The following is a 24,435-nucleotide window of genomic DNA, read 5'->3' on the forward strand; positions in this document are numbered from 1 at the left end:
ACGCGAGCGGTATACGTCTTGTGTGACCCGGTGGGGCGATCTCGTCGGGGCCGAAGCGAGCGATCGCGATCGCCCGGATCGCGCGACTTTTCCCCGCGCCGCCGTTCTCCCCGCGTATGAGCGATCTCGACCCCGAGACCTTCGACGAGCGCAAGTACGTCGAGGACTTCCCGAAGCTCCAGCGCGCCTACAAGAACGCGTTCGAGACGATGAACGACGCGTACAACTCCGAACTCGTGCACGCCATCGACCAGCAGGTGCTCGCCGAGAGCGAGCCCTTCTACGAGGGCGACGGCGAGTTCCGGATCGAGTTGCCCGAGGACCCCTACGACCGGCTGGAGGGGACGCTGGTCGACGAGGAGACCTTCCAGGACACGCTGGAGCGGTACGTCGAGGAGCTCAAAGACGAGATCGCGCGGACGTTCTCGGTGTAGCGATCGGATCGAGCGATGCTGCAGCAACAGGTGCGAGCGATTACGTAGCGGGCCGACTCGCGATGTGCGCCGTCAGGACTCGCGCCACTTGTGGCCGCACGCGACGCAGGTGAACAGTCGAACCTCGTAGGAGCCGCCCGGCTTCGGCATCATCTCGTAGGAGGCCCGGTCGCTGTTGCAGTCGGTCGCGGGACAGGGCTCCTGCATCGTCTCGGGGGCGTCCTGGGTCGCGTCTGCCACGTCCGGTGCCCCGTCGTCACGCTGTCGGTCCTGGGTCGCCATCGCCGCTTCTGCCTGCGAGTCTCGCGGCTCCTCGTGCTCGCAGGAGCGACACACCCACGTGTCGCCCTCCGTGTGCATCAGCGAACCGCACGCGTCACAGAACTGCATCTGCAGGAGGTCCGTTCGGGTAGCAGAAATATGCGTTCACTTCCGAGCCGTCGTGGCTGGCGGGCACCAATCTGCCGCGTGCACCGACGGCCTCGCTCAGCCGTCCATCCCGAACCGCCGGTGGCGCAACTGGGGCGTGATCTGGATCCGGTCGATGGACTGGCCGGTCTTGTCCCAGACGAACGCCGCCCGAGTAAAGAGTTCGCGACACTCGATGCGAACCTCGCGAGCGTTGCCTTCGCTCCGTTCCGCGATGTCCTCGATCGCCTCCCGCGTGAACAGCGACTGGGGCTGGCCGTCGTAGCCCTCGCCACGCATGAACGCGAGCGAGCGCTCGACGTACTCCTCGACGGCGTCGGCGTCGAAGGGCTCGATCCCCTCGTAGTAGCGCAGTCGGGAGTCGAGCGTGCCCCGAAGGTTCGCGACGCGCTCCTTGCCCTCCGGCGTTCCGAGGAGGAAGAGGCGGACGCCGGCGTCGCCGGCCGTCTGCAGCGGCGAGAGGAGTTCGGCGGGTAGCACCTCGATCTCGTCGACGAGGAGGATCGGGCGCTTGCCCTCCTCGCGGATCTCCTCCGTCATCTGCCGGACGGCCTGGCGGGCCTCGTCGGTCGCCCACGGGATGCCGTCCCTGGCCTGCGTGAACTGCGCGGTATCGAGCTCGAAGCCGGCGTCGTAGGCGGCCTCGAGCACCTCGCCGTAGAGCTGACGGGGCGTCGTATCGCGCGGGTTCTCGACGTGGGCGACGACGAAGTCGTCGTGGTCGCCGAGGTCCCGCAGGACGACCTCGCGGAAGGCCGTCTTGCCGGTCCCGTAGGGCGAGACGAGGCCGATGTGCTGGTCCTGGAGCAGCCAGCTCGTCACCTGGTTCAGCAGGATCTCGTCGTGGCGCACGTACAGCGCGGAGGGCATCTCGTCCTGGGCCGCCTCCTCCGTGAACGGCAGGTCCGCGACCTCGTCGATCTCGCCGCCGAGTTCGCGGGCGAAGGAGAGCAGGCGGTCCTCGACGACCTCCAGCTGGTCGGCGATGACGCCGTCGCTCTGCCCTTTGCCGCGCTCCTCGGCCTCCTCGCGGCGGGCGCGGATCCGCTCGACGACGTCGCCGATCCGCTCCCCGGGCTGGTCGTCGTCGGGGTCCTCGCGAGACGAAGTCGAGCGAGGGCTCGACGAGCCTCGCTCGTCGGTGTCGGTCGGCGCCGACGAGTCGTTCGACATACGACGGAACTGGCAGTCGAGAGGATTAGCTCTTTTGCCTGGGTGATCGCGGCGGAATCGGTGGTTCTAGGGTTTGAGCGGTGCAACTGGCGCAGCGACGGAACGCTTGGAAGCCCCCTCCCGCTCGGGCGTTTACACTCGCTGTGCTTCTCATCTCGCTCACTTCGTTCGCTCGATTGCGGTGCCTGAGGCGAAGCCTCAGACTTGCTGGATCTCCGATCCAGCATCGCTTGCTTCGTCTAAACGCCCGACCGGTCGGCCCCTTCCAGTCCCACCCGGTTCGTCTTTCCCGGAGTCGCGAAAACCCGGTGGCCACGTCGGCGCGCGCTGGCGGCGGTCCGAGCCGCTTGCCGGCGAGTGGCCGCCGCCAGCCTGCGCGCGAGGGATGAGTAGCGCAGCGTAGCGAGCAACGCAATCGGTTGGGGAGGACGTGGGCGGTCTGGGTGGACTTCGAAAGGGGCCGATGGCTCGACGTACGTCACGACGCAAGCACTGGACCGAGCGAAGCGAGGGAAGCGCGCAGCGAGTGAGGTGCGTCGAGCGATCGGGGGCTTTCGGAGCAAGCAGTAGCTCTACGAGCAGAGAAAATCGAAGATCAGCCTTCAGGGACCCTCACTCCGTGACGCGACCGATGACCTCGATCTCGACGCCGATCTCGACGGGCAGCCGCTCGACCTGCATCGCGCTCCGCGCCGGATACGGCTCACTCAGATACTCGGCGTACACGTCGTTGATCTCGTCGTAGTTGTCCATGTCGCGGACGAACACCTGCGCCTTGACGACGTCGTCGAGCGAGGAGCCCGCGGCCTCGAGCACGGCGCCGACGTTCTGCATCGTCTGGTGGGTCTCCTCACGGATGTCGTCGCCGACGATCTCGCCGGAGTCGGGGTCGATGGGACCCTGGCCGGAGACGAAGACCTGGCCGTCGTCGATGACGCCCTGGGAGAACGGGCCGATGCTGGGCGGTGCCTCGTCGGTGGAGACTTCTTCCATAGCGACCGAACCGTCCCGCGGCGCGAGGAAGTACGTTTCGATGAAGCACCGATTTCGCGGCAGAGCGGGCCGCTATCCAGTGATTACTCGACGGTGAGTAAGGATTGAGACGGGCCGCTGACCGGAGAGATAAGACCGGGGGAGATCAGACCACTGGAGGTCGCTCCTCAGGTCGCGTGCGCCCTGATCCGCTGGATCACGTAGTCGATCTCGTCCTCGGCGAGACACATCGGGTTGATCGTGAACGCGCCGGATTCCAGCGAGTCGGCGCCGACGAAGATGCGGGGCTCCTCCTGGCGCAGCCCGCGGACGACGTCCGTGGCGGAGCCCGCTGCGACCTCGGGATCGACGCTGACGATTACCTCCGGGGCCACCGACACCGCCGAGTCGGTCGGGACGCGGGTGTCGATTCCCTCGATCTCTCCCAGCGCGTCGCCGATCCGCATCGAGATATCGGTCCACTCCGCGGCCTTCTCGTCCTGGTCCTCCGCGATGAACTCCTCGAGGGCGACGAGGATGCCGGCGAGTTCCTCCTTGCCGACCTTGCACTGCCGGCCGACGCCCTGCCGCGGGACGCCGCCGAGGGCCTCCACGTCGACGAGTTCCGGTGCGGGCTCGTAGACGGCCTCCGCGGCGTGCATGTCGAGGTGCTGGGCGGCGATCGACTCGATCAGGTCACCCCGGCCCGCGACGATACCGGTGGTCTGGGGGCCGCGGATGGCCTTCCCGCCGCTGAAGATCACGAGGTCCGCGCCGGCGTCGATAAAGCGCTCGAAGTTCGTCGTCGGGGGCAGTTCGGCGGCCGCATCGACGATCACCGGCACGTCGTGGTCGTGGGCGATCTCACAGACCACGTCGAGGTCCGGCTCGGTGTACTCCTTCTGGATGTAGCCCATCGCGGCGGTGTTCTCGCCGATCGCGCGCTTGATCTCCCAGGGCTCGACGTTCCGTGAGCCCGTGCCGAGGTGGCGGTCGTTGCTCCCGACGTCGACGATCGTCGCGCCCGCCGAGCGGAGCGCGTGGTCGTAGCCGGTGCGGTGGGTCCGGGACATGACGATCTCGTCGGCGAGCCCCTCGGTGTCGGGCAGGCTGGCCATCGCGGCGAGGTCGTCGCCGGCGATCGCGGCGGCAGCGCCGAGATACATGCCCGCGGCGGCGCCGCTCGTGACGTATCCCTTGTCGGCGCCGGTCAACTCGGCGATCCGGTCGCTCGCCGCGGCCTGGAGATCCGAGAGGCGGACGAACGACTGGGAGGCCTCCGACATCGCCTCGACGGCGGCCGGGCGGATCCGGCTGCCGCCGATGCGGGTCTTCGTCCCCGTCGCGTTGATCACCGACGGCGCGCCAAGCTCCTCGTAGATCGTGTCGGCGTCCATGTGGCGCACGTGGACCCACCAGCGTGAAAACGATTCGGTTACGGAAGTCGGTCAATTCTGGGGCGGCGGCTCCGGCTGGCCGCCGAGAGCGAAAATCGCCAGCCGCAAGCGGGCGATATGGACGCGTCGCCGAACGTGTTCCCGAGCAATACAACTCGATTACGGATGGATGAAAAAAGTTATCCGGCGCCCGGTCGTCCCGATCGGTGTTCATGGATCTGCTAGCCATCGTGGCCCACCCCGACGACGCGGGGATCTTCTGTGGCGGCACGCTCGCCAAGCACGCCGATCGTGGCGATTCAGTCACCGTCGCGCACATGACCCGCGGCGAGTACGGCGGCTTCGAACAGAGCGAGGACGAGATCGCGGCAACCCGGACGGAGGAAGCCCTCGCCGCCGGCGACGTCATGGGGATCGACGAGGTCGACTTCCTCGGTTTCGAGGACGGTCGCATCGAGTACAGCCTCGAGAACCGGATGCGGATCGTCGAGGCCATGCGCGAGCACGAACCGGACCTCGTGCTCACACACTTCGGCGACGACATGCACCCCGACCACTGCCGCACTTCGCAGCTGGTCTCCGACGCCTACTACATGGCCGGCCTCCCGAAGGTCGAGACCGGGCAGGAACCCGCCGATCCGGACAACGTCTACTTCTTCGGCAAGCCGACCTCCGCGTTCGAGCCAACCGTCTTCGTCGACGTCGGCGACTACCTCGAGACGAAGATCGAGGCCGTGGCCGAACACGAGTCCCAGCTGGAGTACCTTCAGGACCACGGCGGCATCGACGCGGAGTTCGACAACCTCCTCGACAGTCTTCGTGCGGAAGCCCGCTCGCTCGGCACGCGGGCGAGCGCGCCTGCCGCCGAAGGGTTCGCGCCGCTGCACGAGCAGCCGATCGAGTTCCTGGGCTGAGATCCGGACCGGTCGAGTAGCTGAGCAAGGGGATCGTCAGTGTCGGTCGAACCGCAGTTCAGCGGAGCGGAGAGCGATCGAGACGACGAGCAAACGCAGCCGGCGAAGCCTCCTCAGCTACTGCCCGGGAACCGGTGGTACTCGAGTCCCTCACGCTTGATCTCCTGGTGCTTGTCCTCGAGGAACGCGTACACCGTACCGTGGGGTGCACCGTCGATGATCATCTCCGCCGCCTGTCGCACCGCGTCGACCTGCTGGGGCGTCCCGATGGCGCCGAGCGTCGAGCCGTAGATGACGACGCTCGCGCCGGTGAGCTCCTCCATCAGCTCCCGGGTTCGGCCGTCCTCGCCGATGAGGCGGCCCTTCTTTCGCGTGAGGTCGTTGCGATTGCGCGTCGCGGCGTCGATGTCGACGAGGTCGAACATCATCATCTCGTCGTCGAGCAAGGCGAGTGCGTCCTCGGGGTGGAACCCGCGACCGATCGCCTTCACGATGTCCGGGCCCTTCAACGCCCGAACGGGGTCGGCGTCGCCCTGCTGGTCGATCTTGACGGCGCCGTTCTCGGAGTCGACGTCGAGTCGCACGTCCGCCTTCGCTTCGATCTCTCGCAGCGTCTCGCCCCCATCGCCGATGAGCACGCCGATGCGGTCCTGCGGAATCTTCACGTGCTGCATTGTTGTCTGCGGTAGGATGTGGCTGCGGTTAAGCGTTCGGCACTGGGTTCGCGAAACGCAGTTATCGGCTCTCTGTCGAGTGGGAGGGCCAGGGGTAAACCGTCGTCCGAAAGCCCCCGATCGCTCGAGGGCTGCGGTTCGCTGCGCGCTTCACTCACTTCGTTCGCTGCAGTGCTTGTTCCGATAGACTCGCTACGCTCGTCTATCGACGTTCGCCTCACTGCGTTCGGCTCACCGTCGCCTCGCACCGTCGAGCGATCGGGGGCTTTCGAAGTCCGCCCAGACGCCTCATTCCTCCCCAGCCGTCTGCGCTGCTCGGGTTCGCTTCGCTCACCGCTCCGCTGCTCGGCCCTCGCACGCTAGCTGACGACGGCCGCTCGCCCGCTACGGGGCTCGCGGCCACGTCAGCGTGCGCCGACGTGGTCCACCGGAGATTCGCGATCGGGAGAATCCGATCGGGTGGGACTGGAAGGGGCCGAGCGCTCGTACGCTTAGACGAAGCCAGCACCGCAATCGAGCGAACGAAGTGAGCGAGATGAGGAGCGTCGTTCGAAAGGCGCGAAGCGCCTTTCGTGATCACGAGAGGGCTTCGCTCTCTCGGACGACAGCGAGTGTAAGCGCACGAGCGGGAGGGGGCTTCCGAGCGGTTCACAGCAACGATGCTGCCACGAAAGAACGCCCCATTCGACTTCGAACCCGGCCCCAACCTTCAACAGTACCGGGAGCGGACAGAAGGGTATGGCAGACGTGCTTGACGAGGCGGACATCGAGGCGGGACTCCCCGAGGGCTGGGAGTACGCGGACGACGAGATCACCCGGACCTACGAGTTCGACGAGTACCTGCGCGGCGTCGCGTTCGCCCAGCTCGTCGGCGAGATCGCGGAGGCGCAGTTCCACCATCCCGAAATCGTCATCCGCTACGGCGAGGTCGAGATTTCGCTGACGACGCACGACGCGGGCGGCGTGACACAGCAGGACCTCGACATGGCGGAGATCATCGAGTCCGAGACTGACGCCTGAATCTGGAGCCGATCGACGTCTGCGACGCGTTTCCATCCTCCGAGCCCCAGGCCGCGAGAACCGGGCAGGCAGTTGAAGCACGTGGGCACCAAACGGGATACTGGCATGGGTTCGCCGTTGCTCGTGGGCCACGCGCCCGCCTGTCTGGAGCACGATCCGGGACCGACCCACACCGACCGACCGAAGCGCGTCGAACGGGTGGTCGAGACGCTCGAGGAACGAGGCGCCACGTTCGAGCGGCCGGAGCCCCTCGAGCCGGACGACATCAGCGCGGTCCACACGCCCGGCTACCTCCGGTGGCTGAAGGAGACCTGCGAGGACGAGAAGCGCGTCGACCACGACACCGTCACCTCCGCTGGTACCTGGCCAGCCGTCATGGCGGCGGCCGGCGCGGCGGAGTGGGCGGTCGAACGAGCCCACGAGGAAGCGACGAGAACCGCCGACGAGTTCACGGCCGGCGACGAATCGGTGGCCGGCAGCGAACCTTCGGCCGGCAGCGAACCTTCGGCCGGCGAGACGCCGGTCACGTTCGCGCCCGTCCGCCCGCCGGGACATCACGCCCTGCGGAACCGCGCGATGGGTTTCTGTTTCGTCAACAACGCCGCCGTCGCCGCCGAGCGCGCCCTCGAACTCGACGGCGTCGACACCGTCGCCGTCCTCGACTGGGACGTCCACCACGGCAACGGGACGGAGCGACAGTTCGTCGACCGCACCGACGTCCACTACGTCTCGGTCCACCAGGACGGCGTCTACCCCGGCACGGGCTCCGTCGACGCGGCGGGCGTCGGCGACGCGATCGGTGCGACCGCCAACCTGCCGCTCCCCGCGGGCGCCGGCGGCCCCGCCGTCCGGCTGGCCACCGAGGCGCTGCTCGACCCGTTCCTCGACGCCGCGGAGCCGGATCTCGTCGTCCTCAGCGCGGGCTTCGACGCCCACGAGCACGACCCGATCTCCGACCTCGAACTCACGACCGAGAACTACGGCTGGCTCACGGGCTGGGCCCGCGCCGTCGCGGCGGCCCACGACGCCCCGCTCGCGATCGTCCTCGAGGGCGGCTACCAGCCAGGGTTGCTCGCCGAGAGCGTCGACGCCGCAGCCGAGGCCATCGAGAACGGCACCCCGGCCGCCCCCGAGGGCGAACCGACCGAGGAAGCCCGCCGAGTCATCGAGGGCGCCGCGGAGATCTGGCCGGCGCTCGACTGACCGCCAGGCCGCTATCGTCCGATAAACCGCCCGACAGCGACGCCCCGCCGGCGAGCCCAAATCCATATACGCCAGCGCCGCCTACCTCCGCCCAGATGGCCGGCCACGCCTACGACGCCGTGCTGTTCGACCTCGACGGCACGCTCGTCGCCCCCGAGTTCGACCACGTCCGCTCCGTGTTCGACGCCGTCGGCCGACAACTCGATCACCACTTCTCCGACGAGATCGCCAGCCGGCTTTGGCACGGCCTCGGCGGCCCACGGAACGAGCAGCTTCGCGAACTGGGCGTCGACGTCGCCGAGTTCTGGCGCGTCTTCGACGCCACCGAGGATCCCCAGGACCGCGCCGCCGCGATGGAGGTCTTCGACGACGCCGCGATCGCCGCCGACCTCGACGTGCCGACCGCGCTCGTGACCCACTGCCCGCCGAAACCAACTGCAGCCGTCCTCGATCACCACGGCATCGGCGAGTGGTTCGACGCCGTCGTCTCCTGCTCGGACGACCTCGGCTGGAAGCCCGATCCCGGACCGATCGAGCACGCGCTCGGCGAGATCGGGATGGACCACCTCGTCGACGACAGGCGCGACGGCCGGATCGCCGCGGACGGCGGCACGCCGATCACCGCGGGGCCTGGCGCGGCGGCGGAACCGCCCTCCCGCGCGCTCTACGTGGGCGACACCGCTGGCGACGTCGGCGCCGCCTGGAACGCCGGCCTCGACGCCGTCCACGTCGAGCGCTTCGACCACGACCGACGGGAGCACTGCGTGCTCGCGGACTATCGGGTCGACGCGATCGACCGGGTCGATCCGCTGCGCTCGATGGCTGGCGACTGAGGGCTAGCGACCGAGGGGCAGCGACTGTGGGCCGGCGGATCGAGGGCTGGCGACTGAGCGCCGGTGACCGAGGACCGACGACCGGGGCCGATTGCATCGATCGATTCTCAGGCGGCTTCGTAGCCCGAAATCGACGCGAGGAGCTCCGGAAGCCGGTCGGTGACCCCCTGGAGCGCCGACCGCCCCGCCGCGTCCGAGCGGTCCGGATTCCCGATCAGCCGGACCCGCTGGGTTCCGAAGGGAACGAAGCCGAGGTCCAGCCGCTCGGCCGTCGCCCGGAGGCCGAGTCCCGCGGCTGCGTCGCCCGTTAGCACCCGACGAGCAGGGCTCTCGTGCCCGCGGAGCCCGACGCCGTAGCCCTCGATCGTCGCAGGGTCGATTCCCGCAGCGTCGAGTCGGTCGTCAAGCGCCGCACGGAGCCCCGAGCCGCTCGCGAGATTCGCGAAGGGCAGATCCGACCCGGCGAGGTCCTCGATCGTAGCGACATCCTCGGGGGTTCCGGCCGGCACCGCGAGCCCCCATTCGCGCTCCCAGGCCGCGATTTCGGGACCCTCGGCGTCGCGGCGGGGCTCGCCGGCGACCACCGCGACGTCGGGCACGCCGGCGCGGAGCCGCCGGACGCCAGCGGCCGTGCCGTCGGGGAGGTAGCGCGGCCGGTCGAGCGCGTCCATCACCGCCGCCGCGCCTGGGTCGTCCTCGCCGATCGCGAGCAGCGACGGCGGGCGAACGGCCGGCGAGAACAACTCGACGGTCACCCGCTCGCCGGGCGCGACGTAGGACGTTTCTGCGGGGACCGTCACCAGGCCGTCCGCCCGCGAGAGGCTCGTCGTGGCGCCGGAGCCGCGATCGACCGGGTACGTGAGCGGCGTCCGATCGCCGTCCGGATCGCCGGCGGCTGTGGTGGCGTCGCTCCACGCTTCGACCAGCCCGACCGGCAAGAGCCGGCGGCGGCCGGGCTCGAAACGGGCCTCCTCGAGCAGTTCGGCCTCGACGCTGGCCCGCTCGGGCTCGGGGCGGCCCGCTGCCTCGCGAATCGCTGGCGCAACGAGCGTCCGGAACACCATCATCGCGGAGACCGGATAGCCGGGGAGGCCGACGTAACCGCAGTCGCCGAGACGGCCGACGAGCGTCGGCTTGCCGGGTTTCAGGGCGACGCCGTGGAGCAGGAGTTCACCCTCGGCTTCGAGCACCGAGTGCAGCGCGTCGACCGCACCGGCGGAGGTCGACCCGGAGGTGAGCAGGAGGTCGCACGCCGGCGCCGCCGAGCGGAGCGATTCCGCGAGCGCTTCGGGGTCGTCGTCGGCCGTCGAATACCGCTGGACGTCGGCGCCGGCCTCCCGCGCAGCTGCGGCGATCGAGGCGGCGTTCACGTCGTGGATCTGACCGCTGTCGTGGTCGAGGGGCTCGCCGGGCGGGACGAGTTCGGCGCCCGTCGAGAGGACCCCGACGGTCGGCCGTGCGCGGACCGGCACGGACTCCTCGCCGAGCGCCGCGAGCAGACCGACCTCCCGCGGCGTGAGCCGGGTGCCGGGCCCCAGCGCGCGCTGGCCCGCGGCGAGGTCCGCACCGGCGGGCATGACGTTCTCGCGGGGGGCGACCGCGGTGCGGACGTCGACGTCCGATACTGCACCAGATTCGCTCGCGATCTCGTCGATGCGCTCGATAGGCACCATCGCGTCGGCGCCAGGCGGCATGACGGCGCCCGTCGATACCTCGACGGCCTCGCCGTCGTCGACCTCGGCAGCACCGGGCGCCTCGCCAGCGTGCAGCGTCCCGACGACCTCGAGCCGTACCGGGTCGGCCTCGTCGGCGCCGGCAGTGTCGCCGGCCCGGAGTGCGTAGCCGTCGAGGCTCGCGCGATCGAAGCCGGGGACGTCGATGCCGGCGTCGATCCGCTCGGCGAGGATCCGGCCCGCGGCGTCGTCGAGCGGGACGGCTTCGACCGGCGGTTCGGGCGCGATCGGGAGGTCGGCGATCGCCGCGGCCGCCGCGTCGGGATCGGCGAGATCCCGGAACGTCTTGCGGTCGCTCACGGGTGCCACTCCCAGTCCTGAACGGCGACGAGGTCGCCCTCGGGCAGGCCCTCGACGTCCGGTTCGATCTCGATCCAGCCGTCCGCGAGCGCGACCGAGGAGAGGACGCCCGCGCCCTTCGTCCTGGTCGGGCGGGCGACCTGCCGGCCGTCCTCAGCGTCGAGTTCGGCGCGGGCGAAGGTCCGGGTGCCGGGCTCGCTCTCGATCTTCCGTGTGAGCGTCGCCGGCTTCGTCGGCGGCTGCTCGGGCTCGGTGCCGGTGAGCCAGTGGAGGACCGGCCGGAGGAACTGGACGGCGGTCACGATGCAGGAGACGGGGTAACCCGGCAGGCAGAGCACGGGCGTCTCCTCCACGACGCCGAGACAGACCGGGTGGCCGGGCTGGAGGGCGACCCCGTGGACGAGCACCTCGCCGAGGTCGTCGAGGACCTCGGGCAGCAAGTCGCGCTGGCCGACGGAGGTGCCGCCGGTCGTCACGATGACGTCCTTGGTGAGGTCGCGCTGGATCGCCGCCCGGAGCGCGTCGGGATCGTCGGTGACGACGTTGCGGTACTCCGCGCGAGCACCCCAGCGACCGACGAGCCGAGAGACCGTGAGGCCGTTCGTCTCGACGGCCTGTCCCGGCGCCGGATCGTGCTGGACGAGTTCCACGCCGGTCGGGACCACGCCGACCGTGGGTTGGCGACGGAGCGAGACCGCCTCGATGCCAGCGGCTTTGAGAAGCCCGAGGTCGGAGGGTCGCAGCCGGTGGCCCGGCTCGTAGAGCGCCTGGCCGGCCGAGACGTCCTCGCCGACCGGCGCGACGTTCTCGCCCGGTGCCAGGGGGTCGGTGAGTTCGATCTCCGATCCGATCGCCGCGGCGCGTTCGATCGGGACCACTGCGTCCGCGGCGTCGGGGATCGCACTCCCGGTGTGGACCCGGCGTGCAGCGCCCGGGGGTAGCTCCGAGGGTTCGCGCTCGTCCGGTTCGACCGCGTCGAGGACCGCCGGGGATCGGGCCGAGGCGCCCGCGGCGTCCTCGCTCCGCAGCGCGTAGCCGTCCATCGCTGCGCGCCGGTAGTGCGGGACGTCCCGCGAGGACCCGACCGGCGTTGCGAGCACGCGGCCGTCCGCGCGGCCGATCGCCAGCTGCTCGGCGTCGGCGAGTGGCTCGACGTGCTCGGCCAGGCGCTTCCGAGCCTCGTCGAGGGGCGTCCGGGTCTGGAATCCGGCGACCCGGCGATCCGCACCGTCCCCGGTGGCGTCGGTGCCGTCCTTCGTCATGGACGGCGGTTCGTGCGGTGCGGGCAAAAGGGTAGTGCGCCAGGGGCCGGCAGCGCCCACCGTGGGCAACGTGAAGTATTTGTCGGCAGAGTGTTACTCATTACCATATGGAAGCGAGCGACGTTCGGCGGACGCTCTCCAGACTGCGCGTCGAGCAGGTGCTCGGGGCGATCCTCGGGCTGCTGCTGGTCTTCCTCGTGGTCGACCTGTTCCGGCAGCTCCTGACCGGTGCCCTCGACGTCTCGACGTTGCGCCGGTACGTGTGGCAGGGGATCGTCGTGGGGCTGATCTACGGCCTCGCGGGAATCGGCCTCTCGATGACCTACAGCATCCTCCGGTTCGCGAACTTCTCCCACGGCGATCTGCTGACGACCGGCGCCTTTTCCGGCTGGGCGAGCGCCTACGTCATCGCCGGCTTCGGCGCCTACGGCCTGGGTGACCTCCTGCTCGTGCGGCCGAACAACGATCCCGCGCCCGGACAGATCGGGATGGCGATCGATCAGGAGCCGATCGCGATCCTCGGCGGCATCGCGTTCGCCGCGGTCGTCACGGTGCTGATCGCGCTCGCCGCCGACCGACTCGTCTACCGGCGGCTGCGTAACGAGTCCGCGATCGCACTACTGATCGCGAGCGTCGGCGTGGCGTTCGTCCTCCGGTACCTCATCGCGTTCGTCTTCACGACCTCGAACCGGAGCGTGCCCGCCAGCGCGCCGGAGGAGACGATCGACCTCGGCTTCGTCAGCACGACCGTCGACCTCCACGAACTCACGCTCGTCACCAGCGCGGTCGTGTTGATGGTCGCGGTCCACCTGATGCTCCAGTACACGAAGCTCGGGAAGTCGATGCGTGCGATGGCGGACAACCGCGACCTCGCGAAGATCACCGGCATCCCGACCGAGCGCGTCGTGCTCGCGACGTGGGTGATCGGCGCCGCGCTCGCCGGCGTCGCCGGCTACCTCATCGTGCTCAACACCGGGACGATCACCTACACCCGCGGCTGGACGCTGCTGCTCCCGATCTTCGCGGGCGTCATCCTCGGCGGCATCGGTTCGATCTACGGCGCGATCCTCGGCGGCCTCGTCATCGGGATCGTCGATCAGGTCGCGATCATCTGGGTGCCCAACCGGCTGACCACGGCGGCCGCGTTCCTCCTGATGATCCTGATCCTGATCTTCCGGCCCCAGGGCCTCCTCGGCGGGGTGGAGACGGCATGAGTGGAGACGACACGAGTGGCGACGGTGGGCGTGAGGAAATCCGCGAGGACGGCGGTGGCGACGCTGGCGCCGGGACGGCCGAGACCGGGGCCACGCGGGGCGGCCTCCGGGGACGAGCGGCTCCGTACGCCGACGGCATTCGGTCGCGGATGACGGCCATGCCGCGCTGGAAGGCCGACGCCGTCGTCGTCCTCACGACGCTGGCGCTGGTCTACGTGCTCTTCGTGGTGCTCTCCTGGGGACAGGGTCTCGACGCCAATGGGACGGCCAACACGCTCGCTCGCCTGACCTTCCTCGCGGCGGCCTACGCCCTGCTCGTGCTCGCGCTCAACCTCCACTGGGGCTACGCGGGCCTGTTCAACATCGGCGTCGCTGGGTTCATGTCGGTCGCCGTGTTCACGCTCGCGATCGTCTCCGGCGGCGAGGGCGTCGGGTTCGGCCTGCCGATCTGGGCCGGCATGATCGCGGGCATGCTCGCCGCCGCGGCGCTCGGTGCGATCGCCGCGCTGCCCGCGCTCCGGCTGCGAGCAGACTACTTCGCGATCGTGACTCTCGGCATCGCCGAGATCGTCCGGTTCCTCATGAAGTCCCAGTGGCTGGCCCAGCACCACGTGTTCGGCAACGAGATCGGGCTGCAGGGGAGCGCACCGGTGCAGGTTCCGAGCGCCCAGGAGTACGTCTACAAGCTGTTCACGGTCGACGGCAGCCCGCGGAGCGATCCCACCTACCTCGGCACGCAGTTCTTCGTCATCGGCGAGTGGTTCGGCCTCGAGCGGACGACCGTGATGGCGTGGGGATACGCCGTCTTCGTCGCCCTCTTCGTCGTGTTCGCCTACCTCCTGCTCTCGCGGATCGCCTACTCGCCGTTCGGGCGGATCCTCAAGGCGATCCGCGAGGACGAGGGCGCCGCCCAGGCGCTGGGGAAGCCGACCAGCCGGATCAAGATCTACAGCTTCGTGCTCGGCTGTGCCATCATGGGGCTGGCGGGGATGCTCTGGCAGGCCAGCCGCTTTACCGTCGGGGCGGACGCGTTCGTGCCGATCCTCACCTTCTACGTGTTCGTCGCACTGATCGTCGGGGGCTCGGGGTCGAACGCAGGCAGCATCGTCGGCGGGATCGCGTTCGTCGGCCTCCTCCTTCAGGGACCGCGGATGCTCCAGCGGGTGATCAGCGAACACACCGACGTCTCCAGCACCGACACGATCTACGAGGCCGTGACCGCGTTCGCGAGCTTCGACGTGATGCCGTTCGTGGGCTACGCGATCGGCAACATCGACTTACTTCAGCGGCTGTTCGTCGGCCTCGTCCTGATCGTGCTCATGCTCAGACGACCCGACGGCATCCTCGGGCACCGCAAGGAGATCGCCGCGGCGACGGACCTCTCGCGTCCAGCCGAGGGCAGGGGCTCCGGCAGCGCCGCGACCGCTGGGGGTGGTGGCGATGAGTGACGCACCGGCAGGGAGCGACGCCGGCGCCGACCCCGGGGAAACTGGCAACGGGGGGACCGGCGGCGGGAGGACCGGCGGTGCCAGCACGCCGGACCCCGCACCGGCCAGCGTGCGCACCGTGCCCGAACCCGAACCGCCCGGGTGGGGCGACGGCGAGGGCGACGCGATCCTGCAGATCGACGGGCTCCGCAAGACCTTCGGCGGGATCACCGCCGTCGACGACGCCAGCTTCGCGGTCGAGCGGGGGACAATCACCGGCCTGATCGGCCCCAACGGCGCCGGGAAGTCCACGACGTTCGACCTCGTGACCGGGTTCACGCGGCCCAACGGCGGGGAGGTCACCTTCGACGGCCGGTCGATCACCGGGCTGGCGCCCCACCAGATCGCGCAGGCGGGACTCGTTCGGACGTTCCAGATCACCCGCGAGTTCCCCGACATGACCGTCCTCGAGAACCTGATGGTCGCTCCGAAGGGGCAGCGCGGCGAGTCGCTGTCCCGCTCCGTCCTGCCCGGCGCCCGCGGGGCAGTCGTCGCGCAGGAACGGGAGCTGGTCGGCGAGATCTGGGAGGTGCTCGACACCTTCGAGATCGACCACCTCGCCGACGAGTACGCCCGCTCGCTCTCGGGCGGGCAGCGCAAGCTGCTCGAGCTGGCGCGGGCGCTCCTCACCGAGCCGGAGTTGCTCCTGCTCGACGAGCCGATGGCGGGCGTCAACCCGTCGCTGGAGGAGAAGCTCCTCGAACGGATCCACGACCTCCGGGCCGAGGGCTACTCGTTCCTGCTCGTCGAGCACGACATGGACCTCATCATGGAGCACTGCGACCGGGTGATCGTGATGCACCAGGGCCAGGTGCTCGCGGAGGGCGAGCCCGAGACGATCCGGGAGAACGAGGCGGTCATCGAGGCCTACCTCGGGGGGAACGTCTGATGGCAGCGAACGGACTCCTCACGGTGTCGGACCTCGACGCCGGCTACGGCGACCTCCAGATCCTCGATTCGGTCGACCTCGACGTCGACGACGGCGAGTACGTCACGATCGTCGGCCCGAACGGCGCCGGCAAGTCGACCGTGATGAAGACGGTCTTCGGGCTGACGACCTACATGGGCGGCTCCGTCGAGTTCGACGGCGAGGAGATCAGCGGGCTCCGCCCCGACCAGATCATCCGCAAGGGCGTCGGCTACGTCCCCCAGTCGAACAACGTGTTCGGCTCGCTCTCCGTCCGGGAGAACCTCGAGATGGGCGCGTACATTCTCGACTCCATCCCCGCCGAGCGCATCCAGGCCGTCTACGATCGCTTCCCCGTCCTCGAGGAGCGTGCCGGCCAGACCGCCGGCTCGATGAGCGGCGGCCAACAGCAGATGGTCGCGATGGGTCGGGCGCTCATGCTCGACCCCGACCTCCTGCTACTCGACGAACCGAGCGCCGGCCTCGCTCCCGACCTCGTCGACGACCTCTTCGATCGGGTCGATCAGATCAACGACGACGGCACGGCCATCCTGATGGTCGAGCAGAACGCCAAGGAGGCGCTCCGGCGCTGCGACCGCGGCTACGTGCTCGTCCAGGGCCAGAACCGCCACGAGGACAGCGGCGAGGCGCTGCTGGCCGATCAACAGGTGCGCGAGGACTTCCTGGGCGGATAGTCGGGGGCGAGCGTGACTGCCGCAGGGGACCGCGCGTCCGATCCTACGGCCCGAAGTCGACCGTCTCGATCTGTTCGATCGCGCCGCCCTCGCCGAACTCCCAGATGGAGTAGGTCACCGCGACGACGTCGCCGTTCTCGTCGAAGGTGACCGGGCTCGAGGCGCCCTGGTAGTTCACTGCCTCGCCGCCGGCGACGGTCGCGATGCCCTCCGCGAGGTTGCTCGGGCCGACCTCCATGCCCTCGGGGTTCGCGACCGCTCGCATCTGGTCGCGGATCGCGATCCCGTCGTTCTCGCCAGCGGCGACGTTGGCCAGGAGCAGGATGGCGGTCGCGTCGTAGGCCTGGGCGTTGAACACGCCGGGCGCCTGGCCGTACTCGTCCTCGTACAGCTGGTTGAACGCGTCGACGTTCGGCCCGCTCGCCAGCGGTGCGGTCCCCAGCACGTTCTCCATCGGGTTGTCGACGTTCCCGGGGAGGTCCGAGGACTGCAGGCCGTCGGTCACCATCACGGTCCGCTCGGCGTCGAAGTCCGAGTAGTAGTCACGGAAGATCTGCGTCCCGCTCGCCGGGTAGCCGATGACCACCAGCAGGTCCGGGTCGTCCGAGAGCGTGCTGTCGAGCGCCGACGTGTAGGACGGCTGCTCGGCCTCGAACGCCGTCTGCGTCTGGACGGAGCCGCCGATTTCCTCGAACGCGCTGGCGAAGGATTCCGCGAGTAGCTCGCCGTACTCGTTGTTCAGGTGGAACACTGCCGCGCTCTGGAGGTCCCGGTCCTCGTAGGCGACCTGCGCCATGACCTCGCCCTGGAGCGCGTCGCTGGGTGCGGTCCGGAAGATCAGATCGTCGTCGTCGAGGTTCGTGATCGCCGGCGACGTCGACGCTGGCGAACAGCCGACGATCCCCTGCGGGATGAACACGCTCTGGGCCACGTTCTGGGTGACCGCAGACGAGGCGGCGCCGGTAACCGCGGGATACCCGGCGTTCGCCAGCGACTCCGCGGCGCTGATCCCGGCCTCCGGTGTGGACTCGGTGTCCTCGTCGCGGATGTCGATCTCGAAGTCGGTCTCGCCCTCGAGCTGGGCGCCAGGGAGGATCGCCGCGTCCCGGATCGGCCCGCCGAGGTCGCCCAGGTCGCCGGTGACCGGCTGGAGCACGCCCACGCTGACGGTGCGGCCGGCCTCGCTTCCGGGGACCGCGGTATCGTCGCCGTCACCGTCTCCGTCGGTGCCGTCACCGTCGGTCATGTTACCGTCGCCATCACCTCCGTCGGCACCGTCCGCATCGCCGTCTTCGTCGTCTCCGCCGTCGTCGCCGAGGCAGCCAGCAAGGGTGATCGTGATGCCCGCTGCGGTTCCCTTCAGGATCGTCCGGCGATCGTAGCGTCTCGCCATGGCCCCTAGAGGCCGATCCGCGTATTTTGTTACGATCAGCTTATATGTCGGCCGCTGCCGGACCGGAACTCGCCAGACGGCGCCGTTATGCCTCGCCGTAAACGGGGACTGCTGCGCCGCTCGTCACCACCGTCGCGTCCGAACAGAGCACGGCGATCGTCGCGGCGACGTTCCCCGGATCGACCCAGTCGTCGCTCGGCTCCATCATCTCGCGGTTCATCGGCGTGTCGAGCACGCTCGGCATGACGGCGTTCGCACGGACTGTCCCGCGATTCTCCTCCGCGATCGTCTCGGTGAGCAGTCGAACGCCGGCCTTCGAGGCGCGGTAGGGACCGTCGCCCTCGCCGCCCTCCAGGGAGGACCGCGCGCTGACGGAGACGATCGCGCCGCCGGACTCCTGGAGGTGAGGCAGCGCGTGCTTGGAGGTGAGGAACATCGTCTTGAGGTTCACGTCGAAGACGAGTTCGAAGGTCGATAGGTCGGTCTCCTCGATCGGGTCGCCGCCGCGCCAGGTGCCCGCGATGTTGGCGAGGTGGTCGATACGGCCGTGATCCTCGACGACGGCATCGATCGTCTCCGCGACGGAGTCCTCGTTCGTCAGGTCGGCCTCGTAGAAGGTCGTCCCCTCGTCGGGGTCGAGCAGCGAGTCCTCGTCGTCGGGGGCGATCACGTCGATCGCTGCGACGGCCGCGCCGGTGGCACGGAACTGCTCGACGACGGCGCTGCCGAGGGCACCGCTGGCGCCCGTGACCAACGCGACCGTGTCCTCGAAGTCGAAACTGACGGACATGCCTCGACCGACGGCGCGTTCGGAGAAAAGTCTGGTTACGGACCTGATGCCTGTACCGGGTGCACGGATCGTCGGTGGAACGGCCGACAGCGGGACGACCGTCGGCGGAACGGCCGACAGCGGGACGACCGTCGGTGGAACGGCCGACAGCGGGACGACCGTCGGCGGAACGGCCGACAGCGGAACTTCGAAGGCGGCACGATCGACAGGTGGACGTCGAAGACCGTCCGGCCGACAGCGGGACGACCGACGGTAGGGCGACATTCGCCGCCGCCCGGTTCGGTGCGGTGGACCTCGAACCGCGAGCGTTAGGGCGCTCCCGCTCCAGGCTTCAGGCGAGCAATGGAGGTCACGCTGTTGGGCACGGGCGACACGATCGGGACGCCGGCCCCGGGCTGTGACTGTGACACCTGCGCCCGCGCCGAGGAACTGGGCGTCGAGCGCACCCGCTTCTCCGTCCACGTCTACAACGAGCGCACCGACGAGTCCCTGCTCGTCGACTTCAGCCCGGACTTTCGCCAGCAGTTCCTCGACAACGACGTCGCCCTCCCCGACGCGGGGATCGTCACCCACGTCCACTTCGACCACCTCGACGGCCTGGGCAACGCCTACCGACTGGTCCGCGACATGCCGGTCTACGCCGCGAACGAGACCGACCCCGTCACCGGCGAGTCCGTCGCCGAGACCGCCCGCCGGCGCTACGACTACCTCGACACCGTCACGGTTCGCGACGCCACGCCGTTCGAACCCGTGGAGAGCTGCGGCTTCGAGGTCACCTTCGTCCCGGTCGACCACCCGCCGCTGGTCTGCTACGGCCTCCGGATCGAGGATCCCGAGACGGGTGCCGTCTTCGCGACGACCGGCGACACGAGCTACGGGATTCCGGAGCGCTCGAAGGCCGTCCTCCGCGGCGCCGATCTGCTGCTCGCCGAGGCGATCGTCCCCGCCGAGTCCTGCGAGATCCACCCCAAGGGCGGCGACCACTTCGACGAAAACGGCGTCCCCCGAACGTTCGGCACGAAGCACATGACCAGGGCCGGCGCACTGTCGATGGCCGACGAACTGGACGCCGCGACGGTGCGGCTCGTCCACTGCTCGCACCGGTTCGATCCCGAGGAGGCGTTCGAGACGCCGCTGGCGGTGGACGGGGAGCGTTTCGAACTGTAGCACTCGATCTCCCGCCGCTCGCGGAAGGTGGATTTACGGGGTAGTTCTTCGAAGGCCCTCGTGTGCCCTCCTCCAGCGATCGCGAGGCGGATTCGCCCCGCCGCGCCGACGGTCCCGAACCGACCCCGGCTGGACGCACCCCGAGCCGTCGGACTGTCCTCCACTCGATCGGAGCGGTCGGTGCTGCTGGCATCTCGGCTGGCTGTGCAGCGCTCGGCGACGGGAACGACGGCAGTGAATCGACCGACGGCGGGCGGAACCACGCCGGTGCCTCCCAGATCCACCTCCACAACGATTCCGACGAGCGCAAGCGGATCTCGATCGAAGTCACCCGCGAAACGGACTCGCCGACCACCGTCGCCGACCGGTCGCTCTCGCTCGCGCCGGGCGAGGTCGTCCGGCTGCCCGAGGGCCGGAACGTGCGACTGGGCGACGATCTCGCCGTGCTCGTGGACGTCGAGAGGGGACCTCGCGAGCGCTACGTGTGGACCGACCCGACGGCCGAGCAGGCGCCGCTGCACGTCTTCGTCGACGGCACCGACAACGTGCTCTTCGCGCTGCAGGTCGGCTGAGGACCGGCAGTTCCTGCCGAGCGGTCAGTCCTCGTCGGGGGAAGCAGGTAGCGAAACGGCGACCGCCTCGCCCGATTCTGCCGACTCGTAGGCCGCCTCGACGACCGCGGTCGCCCGGATCGCGTCCTCGACGGTCGCCGGGGGAGCGTCACCCGATCGAACAGCGTCGAGGAAGGCTTCGGCCTTGGTCGGCTCCGCGCCCCGATCGAGCAGCGGCTCGTGGACGGTCTCCTCGTCGTCGATCGTGCGCATATCCCGGCTTCCCCAGCCGAGCCCGTCGATCTCGACGGCTCCCTCGCTGTCGACGACGTGGTGGGCCTCCCGCACCGTTTGCGCGTCGCCGTAGAAGGACACGTGGGCCGTCGCGCCGCCCTCGAACTCGATCCGGATCTCCGCGCGCTCGTCGATGCCCGGCGACCGGAACGCCATCTCGGCGTCGACCGCCACCGGGTCGAGCCCGGTGACCCACAGCAGCGCGTCGATCACGTGCCGCCCGGTGTCGACGGTGAACCCGCCGCCCGAGAGGTCCGGGTCGGCGCGCCAGGTTCCCGGCGCGATGTCGAACCAGGGCTGCGTGATTTCCGCTGTGACGTGCCCGATCTCCGGCGAGTCGACAGCGGCACCGTCGTCGGCAGCGCCGCCCTGGTAGCGCTCCCGTGCTCGCACGAAGGCCTGGTCGAGGTGGCGCTGGTAGCCGACCATCAGCGTCCGGTCGGCAGCGGCCGCGCGATCCCGGAGGTCGACGGCGTCCTCGACGGTCAGCACGAGCGGCTTCTCACAGAGGACGTGGAGTCCGGCGTCCAGCGCCGCCGCGACCTGCTCGTGGTGGAGTGCGTGGGGCGTCGCGATCACCACGCCGTCGAGGTCGGCGGACTCGAGCATCGCTGCGTAGTCCTCGTACCGATCGGCGGGCTGGACGTCGAGCGCCTCACCGGCCTCGGATCGTGCGGCGTCGCTGACGTCCGCGATGGCGGCGATCGAGGCGGTCGGCTCCGCGCGGAACTGTTCGGCGATGTGTCGGCCCAGTGCGCCACAGCCGATGACGCCGACGTGGAATGAGTCGCTCGCTGGTGGCTCACTCATGGCGGTGGGTTCCGTGGCAGGGTGAAAACCGTCAGGCTCGCGGCAATCAGTTCGCCCGACTGCACCCGTCGGCGTCGAGGTCCGTCACCGGATCCGACCGCCCAGCCGCGTCCAGACGAGCAGGATACTCGGCAGTACGAACACGGCGACCACGAACGAGCAGAGGAGTGCGAACGCCACCAGGAATCCGATCTGGCGGACGTCGGGGAAGGTCGACAGCGCCAGCGTCCCGAACGCTGCGACCGTGGTCGCCGTGCTCCCCAGGAGCGCTCCGCCGGTGCCCGCAGTCGCCCGCTCGAGTGCCTCGGTGGCGTCGGACGTCCGCTCCATCTCCTGGGCGAACCGTTCGCTGATGTGGACGGTGTAGTCCGTTCCCAGCCCGATCGCGAGACTCATCAACAGTGCAGTCAGCAGCGTCAGCGGCACGCCGAACACCCACATCGCGCCGAACACCCAGGTGACGACCATCCCGATCGGGAGGACGGTGACGGCTCCCAGGCTCGCGCTCCCCTTCGTGCGTCGGTACACGGCCATGATCAACAGGAGGATGACCCCGAGTGCGAGGTACAGCGTTTGCAGCACGTTGTCGGTGAGCACGTCCATCTCGACGAGCAGGATGACGTCCTCTCCGGTGGGCGTCGCCGTCACCCCCGGGGCGCCGTCGACGGTCCTGGCACTCCGCCGGATGGCATCGGCTGACTCGCGGAAGTCCGCATCCTGGCGGACGGGCATGACGACGCGGGCAGACCGGTACTCCCCGTCGTGTCGCTCGATCACCGCGGCGGCCCGGTCCGGCGCGACCTCGAACAGCGCGTGGTACACCTCGCGAACGTTCCTGTCGGGCACGCCGTCGCCGGTGGCGTCCGCCTGCTCGAAGGTCGCCGCGAACGTCGCGTTCTCCGCGGCCGCCGCCTGCATCACGGTGATGGGGCTCTGGACGCCCGTCGCCCCGTCCGATCGCTCGAAGGCGACGCCGGACTCGGCGAATCGCTGCTGGGCGCGTGCCATCCGCAACTGCGTCTCGGGTGCGGTGACGTTGCCCTCGATCAGGATCTGCCCCGAACTCACGCCGGGACCGGCCCGGGCGAAGTTCTGCTCGACGTAGCGCTGGTTGTGCAGGTACTCGAACTCCTCCATGCCGAACGGCTCCGGCACGTCCTGTTGCCACTGTGCCGGCTGGTCCGGCTCGTACGCCAGACTGGTGTCGAGCGCGCCGAAGGCGAGGACGCCGCCGGCCGTGAGCAGGAGAGCGACCACGACCACGGTGACCGCGGATCGATTGGCCGCCGACACGCCGAGGGTCAGGAAGTCGCGGACCCGGCCAGCGTCGTTGCCGAGCGCCGGTTTCCGGCGATCTCGGCCGTACCGTTCGGCGAGACTGTCGATCTCGACCTTCAACGCCGGGACGATCGTCACGAACACCAGGAACGCGGCCACGACGCCGAGCGCGGTGGCCACCACCAGCACCCTGATGTCCGAGAGCGGACTCGTCGCGTTCGACAGGAAGCCGATCGCCGTCGTGACGGTCACGAGCAATAGCGCGACCCCCACGCCGGAGAGTGCCCGGTCCATCGACGGCCGCACGTCACGATCGATGCGCTCGCCCGCCTCCGCGAGCGTCCGTTCCTCGCCGCCTCGCTCCTCGCGGTACCGCATGAAGACGTGGAGGCCGTAGTCGATGCTCAAGCCGATCAACAGGATCGGCGCGATGATCGAGGCGTTCCCGAAGGGGACGTTCAACCATCCGAGGAGGCCGAACATCCACACGAGCGTCAGCACGACGCCGAACATCCCGACCACGACGTCGAGGACGTCCCGGTACGCGAAGCTCAATGCGACGAGGATCAACAGCAGCGCGATCGGTCCGATGAACAACAGCGTGTCGGTCGTCGCCTGGGCCTGGAGCTCCTGAAGCGCCGGCCCCGTGAGCATGAAGTAGTCGTCTTCGGTCTCCTCGTCCGTCCGCTCGAACACCACCTGCTGGGCGTCGGCGACCGGCCCCGTTAGCGCGAACGCCTCCTCGGGCTCGCCCTCGAGGAGGAACACCATCTGGCGCGACTCCGCGGTAGCTGTCCCGCCGTCGTAGGTCCGTGGAAGCAGCGCGAGCGTCTGCTGTTCCTCCTGGAGGACGCGGACGACGATCTCGCGGACCTCGGCCTCCTCGGCCCCTTCGAGCGCCTCGATCTGCGTCTGGAGGTCGGCCTGCGGATCCCCGGCGAGCCGAACGGCGACGCGGTTCGAGACGCCGACGACCGGTTGCTCGGGGTGTGCAGCCTCCCGGACGGTTTCCTCGCCCACCACGTCCCGCTGGAAACGGAGCGACCGGAGCAGCGACGCCTTCGAGAGCACGTTTCCGCCCTCGTTCTGGACGTACACGGGCACCGACACCACGTCCTCGGTGTTCTCGCCGTAGTTCGTCTGTATATACTCGAGCTTCTCCTGCTCGACGCTGTCGGAGGCGAGGTCGTCCTCCGTCGGTCCGGGGATGTCGGCTGCTCCCGCCCCGACCACGACGCTGGCCAGCAGGACGACTGCAATCGTCACCTTGCTGTGAGTGGTCACCACCGCGACCGTCCGGTCCAGCAGTGAGTCGAACATGGCGGCCCCTCGGTACGTGTCAGCGTAACAATTCCTGGTCACAAAGTCGTTGTCACGGGTGCCACACCTCGACGCGAACGTCGCCGCGCTGGGTCGTCACCGTCGTCGCCCCCGCAACCGAGCCGCCGAGGCGGAGTCGCGCTACGGTACGTCGGTTGCAGGCAGTCGTCGGCAAATCTGGGTAC

At 69.4% G+C, this 24,435-nt stretch carries 22 protein-coding genes; 11 read left to right on the forward strand and 11 right to left on the reverse strand.

Features of this window, described 5'->3' with window-relative positions; genetic code table 11:
- Window positions 1-116 precede the first annotated feature (116 nt).
- The gene (locus L593_RS06740; protein WP_020446189.1) at window positions 117-434 is read left to right on the forward strand and encodes a DUF5783 family protein; all 318 of its coding nucleotides are present in this window, start codon (window positions 117-119) and stop codon (window positions 432-434) included.
- A 72-nt stretch (window positions 435-506) separates the two neighbouring features.
- Here the strand turns inward: L593_RS06740 and L593_RS06745 are convergent, their stop codons facing one another.
- The 4 genes from L593_RS06745 to L593_RS06760 all read right to left on the reverse strand — a co-directional run bounded on the left by L593_RS06745 (window position 507) and on the right by L593_RS06760 (window position 4,405).
- A complete protein-coding gene (locus tag L593_RS06745; RefSeq protein ID WP_020446190.1) occupies window positions 507-824 on the reverse strand; it encodes an RPA12/RPB9/RPC11 RNA polymerase family protein in 318 nt (105 codons plus the stop codon).
- 96 nt (window positions 825-920) lie between these two features.
- Window positions 921-2,036 carry an ATP-binding protein gene (locus L593_RS06750; RefSeq protein ID WP_020446191.1) on the reverse strand — a complete coding sequence of 372 codons (1,116 nt, stop codon included), beginning with the start codon at window positions 2,034-2,036 and terminating at the stop codon, window positions 921-923.
- Between the two features lie 612 nt (window positions 2,037-2,648).
- Window positions 2,649-3,029 (reverse strand): Rid family detoxifying hydrolase, encoded by a 381-nt coding sequence (locus tag L593_RS06755; protein ID WP_020446192.1) that lies wholly within the window; start codon window positions 3,027-3,029, stop codon window positions 2,649-2,651.
- Window positions 3,030-3,196: 167 nt separating this feature from the next.
- Entirely contained in the window at window positions 3,197-4,405 is a 1,209-nt protein-coding gene (locus tag L593_RS06760) for a PLP-dependent transferase (RefSeq protein WP_020446193.1), read from the reverse strand.
- Window positions 4,406-4,617: 212 nt separating this feature from the next.
- Here L593_RS06760 and L593_RS06765 point away from each other — a divergent pair, with 212 nt between their 5' ends.
- Window positions 4,618-5,319, forward strand: a complete 702-nt coding sequence (locus L593_RS06765; protein ID WP_020446194.1) for a PIG-L deacetylase family protein — start codon at window positions 4,618-4,620, stop codon at window positions 5,317-5,319.
- A gap of 113 nt (window positions 5,320-5,432) precedes the next feature.
- Here the strand turns inward: L593_RS06765 and L593_RS06770 are convergent, their stop codons facing one another.
- A complete protein-coding gene (locus L593_RS06770) occupies window positions 5,433-5,993 on the reverse strand; it encodes a KH domain-containing protein (RefSeq protein ID WP_020446195.1) in 561 nt (186 codons plus the stop codon).
- A gap of 738 nt (window positions 5,994-6,731) precedes the next feature.
- Between L593_RS06770 and L593_RS06775 the strand changes: the two genes are divergently transcribed.
- From L593_RS06775 to L593_RS06785, 3 genes are all read left to right on the forward strand, one after another.
- The gene (locus tag L593_RS06775) at window positions 6,732-7,013 is read left to right on the forward strand and encodes a 4a-hydroxytetrahydrobiopterin dehydratase (RefSeq protein ID WP_020446196.1); all 282 of its coding nucleotides are present in this window, start codon (window positions 6,732-6,734) and stop codon (window positions 7,011-7,013) included.
- 105 nt (window positions 7,014-7,118) lie between these two features.
- Window positions 7,119-8,216, forward strand: coding sequence for a histone deacetylase (locus L593_RS06780; RefSeq protein ID WP_020446197.1), 1,098 nt, complete (start codon window positions 7,119-7,121; stop codon window positions 8,214-8,216).
- A gap of 95 nt (window positions 8,217-8,311) precedes the next feature.
- A complete protein-coding gene (locus L593_RS06785) occupies window positions 8,312-9,049 on the forward strand; it encodes an HAD family hydrolase (RefSeq protein ID WP_020446198.1) in 738 nt (245 codons plus the stop codon).
- Between the two features lie 107 nt (window positions 9,050-9,156).
- On the opposite strand, the gene L593_RS06790 is transcribed toward L593_RS06785, so the two are convergent.
- Together L593_RS06790 and glp are read right to left on the reverse strand one after the other, a co-directional pair.
- Complete coding sequence (locus tag L593_RS06790) at window positions 9,157-11,082, reverse strand: molybdopterin biosynthesis protein (RefSeq protein ID WP_049894364.1); 1,926 nt, start codon at window positions 11,080-11,082, stop codon at window positions 9,157-9,159.
- Window positions 11,079-12,344 (reverse strand): gephyrin-like molybdotransferase Glp, encoded by a 1,266-nt coding sequence (gene glp, locus L593_RS06795; RefSeq protein ID WP_020446200.1) that lies wholly within the window; start codon window positions 12,342-12,344, stop codon window positions 11,079-11,081. Before glp ends, L593_RS06790 begins: the two co-directional genes overlap by 4 nt.
- A 107-nt stretch (window positions 12,345-12,451) precedes the next feature.
- Here glp and L593_RS06800 point away from each other — a divergent pair, with 107 nt between their 5' ends.
- From L593_RS06800 to L593_RS06815, 4 genes are read left to right on the forward strand one after another with little or no spacing between them, the layout of a single operon-like run.
- Window positions 12,452-13,558: a branched-chain amino acid ABC transporter permease gene (locus L593_RS06800; protein ID WP_020446201.1), complete on the forward strand. Its 1,107-nt coding sequence runs from the start codon at window positions 12,452-12,454 to the stop codon at window positions 13,556-13,558.
- A complete protein-coding gene (locus L593_RS06805) occupies window positions 13,555-15,006 on the forward strand; it encodes a branched-chain amino acid ABC transporter permease (RefSeq protein WP_020446202.1) in 1,452 nt (483 codons plus the stop codon). Before L593_RS06800 ends, L593_RS06805 begins: the two co-directional genes overlap by 4 nt.
- On the forward strand, window positions 14,999-15,934 hold the full coding sequence (locus tag L593_RS06810) for an ABC transporter ATP-binding protein (protein ID WP_020446203.1): 936 nt from the start codon (window positions 14,999-15,001) through the stop codon (window positions 15,932-15,934). The genes L593_RS06805 and L593_RS06810 overlap by 8 nt, the downstream gene beginning before the upstream one ends.
- Window positions 15,934-16,647, forward strand: a complete 714-nt coding sequence (locus tag L593_RS06815) for an ABC transporter ATP-binding protein (RefSeq protein WP_020446204.1) — start codon at window positions 15,934-15,936, stop codon at window positions 16,645-16,647. The genes L593_RS06810 and L593_RS06815 overlap by 1 nt, the downstream gene beginning before the upstream one ends.
- A gap of 43 nt (window positions 16,648-16,690) precedes the next feature.
- Here L593_RS06815 and L593_RS06820 read toward each other — a convergent pair whose 3' ends face one another.
- On the reverse strand, window positions 16,691-18,040 hold the full coding sequence (locus L593_RS06820; protein WP_020446205.1) for an ABC transporter substrate-binding protein: 1,350 nt from the start codon (window positions 18,038-18,040) through the stop codon (window positions 16,691-16,693).
- Between the two features lie 85 nt (window positions 18,041-18,125).
- Entirely contained in the window at window positions 18,126-18,830 is a 705-nt protein-coding gene (locus L593_RS06825; RefSeq protein ID WP_020446206.1) for an SDR family NAD(P)-dependent oxidoreductase, read from the reverse strand.
- A 342-nt stretch (window positions 18,831-19,172) separates the two neighbouring features.
- On the opposite strand from L593_RS06825, the gene L593_RS06835 reads away from it, so the two are divergent.
- Together L593_RS06835 and L593_RS06840 are read left to right on the forward strand one after the other, a co-directional pair.
- Window positions 19,173-19,997: an MBL fold metallo-hydrolase gene (locus L593_RS06835; RefSeq protein WP_020446208.1), complete on the forward strand. Its 825-nt coding sequence runs from the start codon at window positions 19,173-19,175 to the stop codon at window positions 19,995-19,997.
- A gap of 62 nt (window positions 19,998-20,059) precedes the next feature.
- The gene (locus tag L593_RS06840) at window positions 20,060-20,569 is read left to right on the forward strand and encodes a hypothetical protein (protein WP_020446209.1); all 510 of its coding nucleotides are present in this window, start codon (window positions 20,060-20,062) and stop codon (window positions 20,567-20,569) included.
- Window positions 20,570-20,593: 24 nt separating this feature from the next.
- Here the strand turns inward: L593_RS06840 and L593_RS06845 are convergent, their stop codons facing one another.
- Both L593_RS06845 and L593_RS06850 read right to left on the reverse strand, forming a co-directional pair.
- A complete protein-coding gene (locus L593_RS06845) occupies window positions 20,594-21,652 on the reverse strand; it encodes a Gfo/Idh/MocA family protein (RefSeq protein ID WP_020446210.1) in 1,059 nt (352 codons plus the stop codon).
- Window positions 21,653-21,736: 84 nt separating this feature from the next.
- Window positions 21,737-24,250 carry an RND family transporter gene (locus tag L593_RS06850; protein WP_020446211.1) on the reverse strand — a complete coding sequence of 838 codons (2,514 nt, stop codon included), beginning with the start codon at window positions 24,248-24,250 and terminating at the stop codon, window positions 21,737-21,739.
- Window positions 24,251-24,435: the final 185 nt, after the last annotated feature.

The sequence above is a fragment of the Salinarchaeum sp. Harcht-Bsk1 genome (assembly GCF_000403645.1).
Classification (GTDB): Archaea; Halobacteriota; Halobacteria; order Halobacteriales; family Salinarchaeaceae; genus Salinarchaeum.